Annotated in this window: 7 protein-coding genes and 1 pseudogene; 1 reads left to right on the top strand and 7 read right to left on the bottom strand. The window is 39.9% G+C overall.

Features of this window, described 5'->3' with window-relative positions; translation table 11 throughout:
* From purK to ppiB, 4 genes are all read right to left on the bottom strand, one after another.
* A partial coding sequence (gene purK, locus ACYUCW_RS17405) for a 5-(carboxyamino)imidazole ribonucleotide synthase (protein ID WP_460409139.1) occupies positions 1-921 on the bottom strand: 921 nt, incomplete at its 3' end.
* On the bottom strand, positions 918-1,439 hold the full coding sequence (gene purE, locus ACYUCW_RS17400) for a 5-(carboxyamino)imidazole ribonucleotide mutase (protein WP_036970009.1): 522 nt from the start codon (positions 1,437-1,439) through the stop codon (positions 918-920). The genes purE and purK, both read right to left, overlap by 4 nt.
* Positions 1,440-1,571: 132 nt before the next feature.
* A complete protein-coding gene (locus tag ACYUCW_RS17395) occupies positions 1,572-2,294 on the bottom strand; it encodes a UDP-2,3-diacylglucosamine diphosphatase (protein WP_004244250.1) in 723 nt (240 codons plus the stop codon).
* A gap of 12 nt (positions 2,295-2,306) precedes the next feature.
* A complete protein-coding gene (gene ppiB, locus ACYUCW_RS17390; RefSeq protein WP_004244249.1) occupies positions 2,307-2,801 on the bottom strand; it encodes a peptidylprolyl isomerase B in 495 nt (164 codons plus the stop codon).
* Positions 2,802-3,192: 391 nt separating this feature from the next.
* Here ppiB and cysS point away from each other — a divergent pair, with 391 nt between their 5' ends.
* Positions 3,193-4,584, top strand: a complete 1,392-nt coding sequence (cysS, locus tag ACYUCW_RS17385) for a cysteine--tRNA ligase (RefSeq protein ID WP_004244247.1) — start codon at positions 3,193-3,195, stop codon at positions 4,582-4,584.
* A gap of 66 nt (positions 4,585-4,650) precedes the next feature.
* On the opposite strand, the gene fruK is transcribed toward cysS, so the two are convergent.
* From fruK to ACYUCW_RS17370, 3 genes and pseudogenes are all read right to left on the bottom strand, one after another.
* Positions 4,651-5,592 (bottom strand): 1-phosphofructokinase, encoded by a 942-nt coding sequence (gene fruK / locus ACYUCW_RS17380; protein ID WP_004244246.1) that lies wholly within the window; start codon positions 5,590-5,592, stop codon positions 4,651-4,653.
* A 635-nt stretch (positions 5,593-6,227) separates the two neighbouring features.
* A complete protein-coding gene (gene ybcJ / locus ACYUCW_RS17375; RefSeq protein WP_004244244.1) occupies positions 6,228-6,440 on the bottom strand; it encodes a ribosome-associated protein YbcJ in 213 nt (70 codons plus the stop codon).
* 3 nt (positions 6,441-6,443) lie between these two features.
* Positions 6,444-6,731: pseudogene (locus ACYUCW_RS17370) on the bottom strand (bifunctional methylenetetrahydrofolate dehydrogenase/methenyltetrahydrofolate cyclohydrolase); the annotation flags it as partial.

The following is a 6,731-nucleotide window of genomic DNA, read 5'->3' as shown; positions in this document are numbered from 1 at the left end:
TTTTTCATACCAATGTAGATGAACTAAAGGTAATGATAGCCATTTGGTGTCGATCTCCGTTCCAATAAGATTAACCATTACCGCCGATTGGCAAACATTAGGTTTGGGCATCGGTAAATCAAGAATAGCACGTAAGTGAAGTTCAAACTGGCTAATAGAAGCACCATTTTGTGTCCAGTGACCACTGTTGTGGACGCGAGGTGCGAGTTCATTAATCAGTAATTTATCACCGACAATAAAGCATTCCATGGCCATTACACCGATATAATTTAGTTTATTGAGGATCTTGCTAAGCATATCCTCTGCTAATTGTTGTAATGCCTCGGGAGGATTTGGTAGCGCAACACTCATGCGTAAAATGCCATCTTGATGAAGATTGTGAGTGAGTGGATAAAAAACACAATCCCCCTGACGATTTCTTGCACCAACTAAAGAGACTTCTCCAGAGAAAGGAATACCTTGTTCGACAATACATTCACCATATATTTCGGCTGGTAATTGTTGTTCGTCACCTGGGTGTATCCGCCATTGACCTCGTCCGTCGTAACCACCAACACGGCGTTTAACGATAATAAACTCCCCTAACTGATTGAATAGCTCAGGCCATTGCTCAGCCGAAGTTAATGGTTGCCAAGGTGCCGTCGCTAAATGAAGCTCATCAAGGAGTTGTTTTTGTGGTAAGCGATCTGCGAGTAATGGAAAAATATCTCGGTTAATAAAGTTAGCATGGTGCTCTAACTCATTGGTTAATGCGGTTTCCGGCCAACGCTCAATTTCTGCGGTAATAATACTCTTTTGATAAGGTACCGCTTCGGGTTCAGCATCAAGTCCCACGGGATATACCGCAATACCTAATGGCTCACCCGCTTGACGTAACATTCGACCTAACTGTCCATTACCAAGAACACAAACCGGCTTCATAGCGCCTCCCTTGGATCAGGGTGATTAAGGACTTCTTGTGTCTGTGTTGCTCGCCATTGTGTTAATGCATTAAAAATATCAGCAGAGTGTAATGCTAAAATTTGTGCGGCAAGTAGCGCGGCATTAGCAGCCCCCGCTTTACCAATAGCCAGTGTGCCAACGGGAATACCTTTCGGCATTTGTACAATAGAATAAAGGCTATCAACACCACTTAATGTAGCACTTTGTACAGGAACCCCTAATACAGGAACTAAGGTTTTGGCTGCCAACATCCCCGGTAAATGTGCAGCACCGCCAGCACCCGCAATAATCACGTCAAAACCATTCTCTTTGGCCTGTTCTGCGAAACGAAATAATTTATCCGGTGTTCGGTGTGCGGAAACAATTTCAACATGGTAAGGAAGTTGTAACGCGTCTAGGACTTCTGCGGCATGACACATTGTCGCCCAGTCACTTTTCGAACCCATCACAATGGCGATACGAGGGGATGAGGTATTGAGACCAACTTGAGAAGACATTACTTAACTGCTCCTGTAAGCATAAACGGATATAGCCAGAGAAACTGAGCATGATAGTATCACGCTAACACGTCAAGGAAAACGTTTGCGTAAAGAAAAATATGCTACAATAGCCGAAAAAGTATCATCTATTTAAAATGGAAATTGGATCAGTTCGATTTTATCTGAGGTGACTTTAAACATTGAGCCTTCCGTATGCCAAGCTCCTAATACACCTCGATAATGTGGTTTCCCATCAATGTCGACGGTGTGGATCGCCGGTCGATGAGTATGACCGTGGATCATCCATTGGGTATTAAATTGTTTAAAGGTATTGATAACGGCTTGAGCATTAACGTCCATTATCGCTTCAGATTTGTATTGGTTGCTACTTTGACTACGAGAGCGCATTTTTTTAGCAATACGTAATCGAATGGTCAGAGGAAGGAGTAGGAATAAGCGTTGAATAAACTTATTGTGGACTTTTTTACGATAGCGTTGATAGGCATCATCATCGGTGCAAAGTGTATCACCATGTAAGATTAAAATGCGATGTTGCTCTATCTCAAGCACTTTTTCTTGTGGTAGCAGTGTCATTCCGCTCTCTTTTGCAAAGCGAGAGCCGATTAAGAAATCGCGGTTACCATGAATAAAATAGCAGGGCACTCCCGCATTTTTTAATGCCATTAATGCTTGGGCTATGCGCTGATGTAGTGGATTAGGATCATCATCACCAATCCAAAAATCAAAGAAATCGCCCAAAATATAAAGTGCATTTGCGTGGATCGCTTGCTCTTGTAAAAAGCGAAGAAAACCGGCAGTAATTGCCGGTTCGTGCTCACTTAAATGCAGATCTGCAATAAACAGGGTGCACATAAAAAGCGCTACTTATTCGCTAACAGTAACACTGTTAATGATAATATCTTCACGAGGAACATCTTGGTGGAAACCACTGCGACCAGTAGAAACGGCTTTGATTTTGTCTACAACATCCATCCCTTCAACAACTTCAGCAAATACACAATATCCCCAACCATTGGCATTTTCTGCACGGAAGTTTAAGAAGTCGTTATCTGCTACGTTGATAAAGAATTGTGCTGTTGCAGAATGTGGATCGTTGGTACGAGCCATCGCTAATGTACCACGATTATTGGCAAGACCGTTGTTTGCTTCGTTTCTTACCGGGGCTTTAGTTTCTTTTTGCTTCATACCAGGTTCAAAACCACCACCTTGGATCATAAAACCATTAATAACACGGTGGAAGATAGTGTTATCGTAGAACCCTTCTTTACAGTAATCTAAAAAATTTTCTACGGTTGCAGGTGCTTTATCTGCAAATGTTTTAATCACGATATCGCCGTAATTGGTATGAAAAGTAACCATATTCAGATCCTAGTATAATTTTAGTTTTACCCAGATGTGGGCTGAAACAATAGACCGTTTTTTTATACCACAGTTACCTTATTTAGTCAGTATTCATCTTTTGTTCATGGCGACTTTCACGCTAAAAAGCGCGAAAATAGTAATAGAAAACATTTTTCGCCAATTATTTCACCAATAAACTCAATTTGGCGCCTTACTGTTAACGATTGAACAGTGAAAATAAACGCAGAGCAGAGTAATATAAGAGACTATTAATTGGATTACCTTTGAGTTTAGGCATTAAAACCCTTATAAAGGTAATGTTATGTGGTTATTTTTATCGCTGTAGTCGTTATTTTATATACATAAATACGTAATCAACACGTACAGTTAAAAATGGGAACGTCCTCTGATGCTAAAGATTTTTAATACTCTTACTCGACAAAAAGAAGAATTTAAACCTATCCATAAAGGGAAAATAGGTATGTACGTGTGTGGCATCACTATTTATGATTTATGTCATATTGGTCATGGACGTACATTTGTGGCATTTGATGCCATAACCCGCTATTTACGTTATTTAGGGTATGATGTGAATTATGTGCGCAATGTCACTGATGTGGATGATAAAATCATCAAACGTGCGATTGAAAATAATGAAACTTGCGAACAATTAACGACACGTATGTTAGCGGAAATGCATAAAGATTTTGATGCATTGAATATCTTACGCCCTGATTCAGAGCCACGAGCCACACATCATATTGCAGAAATTATTGCTCTTACCGAGACATTAATTAAACGTGGTCATGCTTATGTAGCAGAAAATGGTGATGTGATGTTTGCCATTGATACCGATCCGGATTATGGCTTGCTTTCTCGTCAAGATTTAGAGCAACTACAAGCAGGGGCTCGGGTTGAAGTCGCTAACGTAAAACGCAATCCTATGGATTTCGTGCTTTGGAAAATGTCAAAACCCGGTGAACCAAGTTGGACATCACCATGGGGAGAAGGGCGACCAGGCTGGCATATTGAATGTTCAGCCATGAATGGTAAAGAATTAGGTCATCATTTTGATATTCATGGCGGTGGTTCAGATTTAATGTTCCCGCATCATGAAAATGAAATTGCACAATCAACCTGCGCTCATGATGGTCCTTATGTTAATTATTGGATGCATTCCGGTATGGTGATGGTAGACAAAGAAAAAATGTCTAAATCACTGAATAACTTTTTTACTATTCGTGATGTTCTTGCCTATTACGATGCTGAAACGGTACGTTATTTCTTATTATCAGGACACTATCGTAGCCAACTAAATTATACCGAAGAGAACTTAAAACAGGCGCGTACCGCATTAGAGCGTTTATATACTTCTTTACGTGGCACTGATGCAAATGCTCAACCTGCTGGTGGTGAAGCGTTTGAAGCGCAGTTTATTGAAGCAATGAACGATGATTTCAATACACCAGAAGCCTATTCTGTATTATTTGATTTAGCACGCGAAGTGAATCGCTTAAAAACCGTCAATATGGAGGCGGCTAATGGTTTAGCAGCGGTGTTGCGTAAATTGGCCAAAGTATTAGGCCTATTAGAGCAACAACCAGAACACTTCTTACAAAGTGGTGCGCAAGCAGACGATGCTGATGAAGTAGAAAAAATTGAAGCGTTAATTCAACAACGTAATGATGCTCGTAAGAATAAAGATTGGGCAGCTGCGGATGCCGCTCGTGATGCTTTAACAGCAATGGGAATTGTATTAGAAGATGGCCCACAAGGTACAACATGGCGTCGTAATAGCTAATATTGCTACCTATTGATAAAGCAGATAAAGTCAAAAATATCGGGTAATCATTATCCGATATTTTTTTTAGATTTTTAGTGGCGTTAATTCAACTTCGGTCATCATTCTTGCCAATTGTTCACGATCAGTTATTCCAACATTAGTTTGACTGACGGCAAGAGCTGAAATTGCTGTAGCAAGACGTAAGGTATGTTCACTGGTTTGCCTCATCATCAAACCATAAATCAACCCACCCACCATAGAGTCACCGGCACCTACCGTGCTGACCACATCACATTTAGGCGGTTTTGCCATCCACGCACCAGAGGCGTTAACCCACATAGCGCCTTGTTCACCTAACGAGATAACAACATGAGCAATACCTTGCTGGCGTAATTCATGGGCAGCTTGTACCACGTCAGAAAGCTCAGGTAAGGGTCTACCTGCCCAAATTTCTAGTTCATGATGATTGGGTTTTACTAACCAAGGTAACGCTTTTAACCCCGCGACAAATGCTTCTCTGCTACTATCAAAAATAAGGCACATACATTCGCTACGTAGTCGTTTCATCCAAGCAGTAAAATCATTTAAATCAATACTAGGTGGTACACTTCCACTGACACAAATCATATCAAATTGACCCGCCCAGCTGAGTGTGTCATTTACAAAACGAGTCCAATCTTGTTTAGTGATTTCAAACCCTGAAAAGTTAAAATCAGTTACTTTACCGCTGGGTTCAGTTAGTTTGACATTGATACGTGTGCGACCTTCAACCATTTGGAAGCGATTAGCAATCCCGGCTTCACTAAACTCTTTTTGAAAGCCATCTTGATTCTCTTTACCTAAAAAACCGCCAACAGTGACATCAATACCAAGGCTTTTTAATACTTTGGCTACATTGATACCTTTACCGGCAGCATGAAATCCCGCTGTTGTCACTCGGTTAACTTCACCCAATTCAATAGGGGTACTTAATCCCACAAGATCATAAGCAGGATTTAATGTAATGGTAGCGACTCGACGTCTCATGCTTGTACCTTACCTGTAGTAAAATCATAGGTATCACTTTTCTGTTGCAAGAAAAGCAGAGAGACACCTTGGATTGGTAGGTTAAACATAAGAACTCCTATTAGATTAAGGATCAAATACAACATAAAAATTAAAAATAACGCTTCATACTTTATTATCAGGCTGAATCGTTTCAAACTATAATGTCTAATTTAGTATAAACAATGTTCTTTTGCCTAATAAAACAAAGGAAAAGTTAGATCTAAATCACGTTTTAGCATATTAAAGCGATTATTAATACGTAAAAATTATCCAACGGAAAAGGTTGCTGAAATTCTTGCTACTAGCCGACTAAGTATTATTTATATAAAAAATAATAGGTTATGTAATCAATATTTAACTTATTCTTTATCAAAGCGTTAATGTGCTGAAACGAGATAAAGTATTATCACTGATATGAATAGCAAAAATAATAACCTACTATTATTATCTTAAATTGATGCAATTAAATCAATTTAAAATCAATGGATTAGTCCACTAATTTTACAGGCTCAAATAAAAGCTCGAAAAATAGCGTGTTTAGTAAAAAAAGGGTAGAAAGATAAAAAAAGCGTTACTAAAGAGTAACGCTTGAGTAACGAGTATGATTAGCTGAACTAGTTGCTGACAGTGACAGCAAACTCACCGAGTGTGACGACTTTACCGGCAGTAATTTTACAGCGTTTACGTGTTTCTACTTCACCATCAACGCAAACGAGGCCTTCAGCAATAATATTTTTTGCAGCGGCTCCGCTTTCTGTCCAGCCTTGGAGTTTTAATAGATCACACAGTTCTACATAGGGGTGACCATCTAATTGAAATGTTTCCATTGATTAATTATTTCCTATATCAGGATCGTGATATTCTTCGCAGGCTTGCAACGTATTTTGAATCAAAGTCGCTACAGTCATTGGACCTACACCACCCGGAACAGGGGAGATCCACCCCGCGCGTTGAGAGGCTTGTGCGAAATCAACATCACCAACCACTTTACCGTTTTCAAGGCGATTAATACCGACATCAATGACAATAGCGCCAGGTTTTATCCATTCACCAGGAATAAAGTTAGGTTTACCAACTGCCACAACCACCAAATCAGCATGTTCAACATGAAAACGTAA

It is taken from the genome of Proteus sp. MB838 (genome assembly GCF_054767435.1).
This window is presented reverse-complemented; position numbering and strand designations above follow the sequence as displayed.

Coding starts and splice junctions, on each gene's coding strand:
- ybcJ (WP_004244244.1), bottom strand. CDS start 6,440: ATGGAAACATTTCAATTAGATGGTCACCCCTATGTAGAACTGTGTGAT.
- purE (WP_036970009.1), bottom strand. CDS start 1,439: ATGTCTTCTCAAGTTGGTCTCAATACCTCATCCCCTCGTATCGCCATT.
- fruK (WP_004244246.1), bottom strand. CDS start 5,592: ATGAGACGTCGAGTCGCTACCATTACATTAAATCCTGCTTATGATCTT.
- ACYUCW_RS17395 (WP_004244250.1), bottom strand. CDS start 2,294: ATGTGCACCCTGTTTATTGCAGATCTGCATTTAAGTGAGCACGAACCG.
- cysS (WP_004244247.1), top strand. CDS start 3,193: ATGCTAAAGATTTTTAATACTCTTACTCGACAAAAAGAAGAATTTAAA.
- ppiB (WP_004244249.1), bottom strand. CDS start 2,801: ATGGTTACTTTTCATACCAATTACGGCGATATCGTGATTAAAACATTT.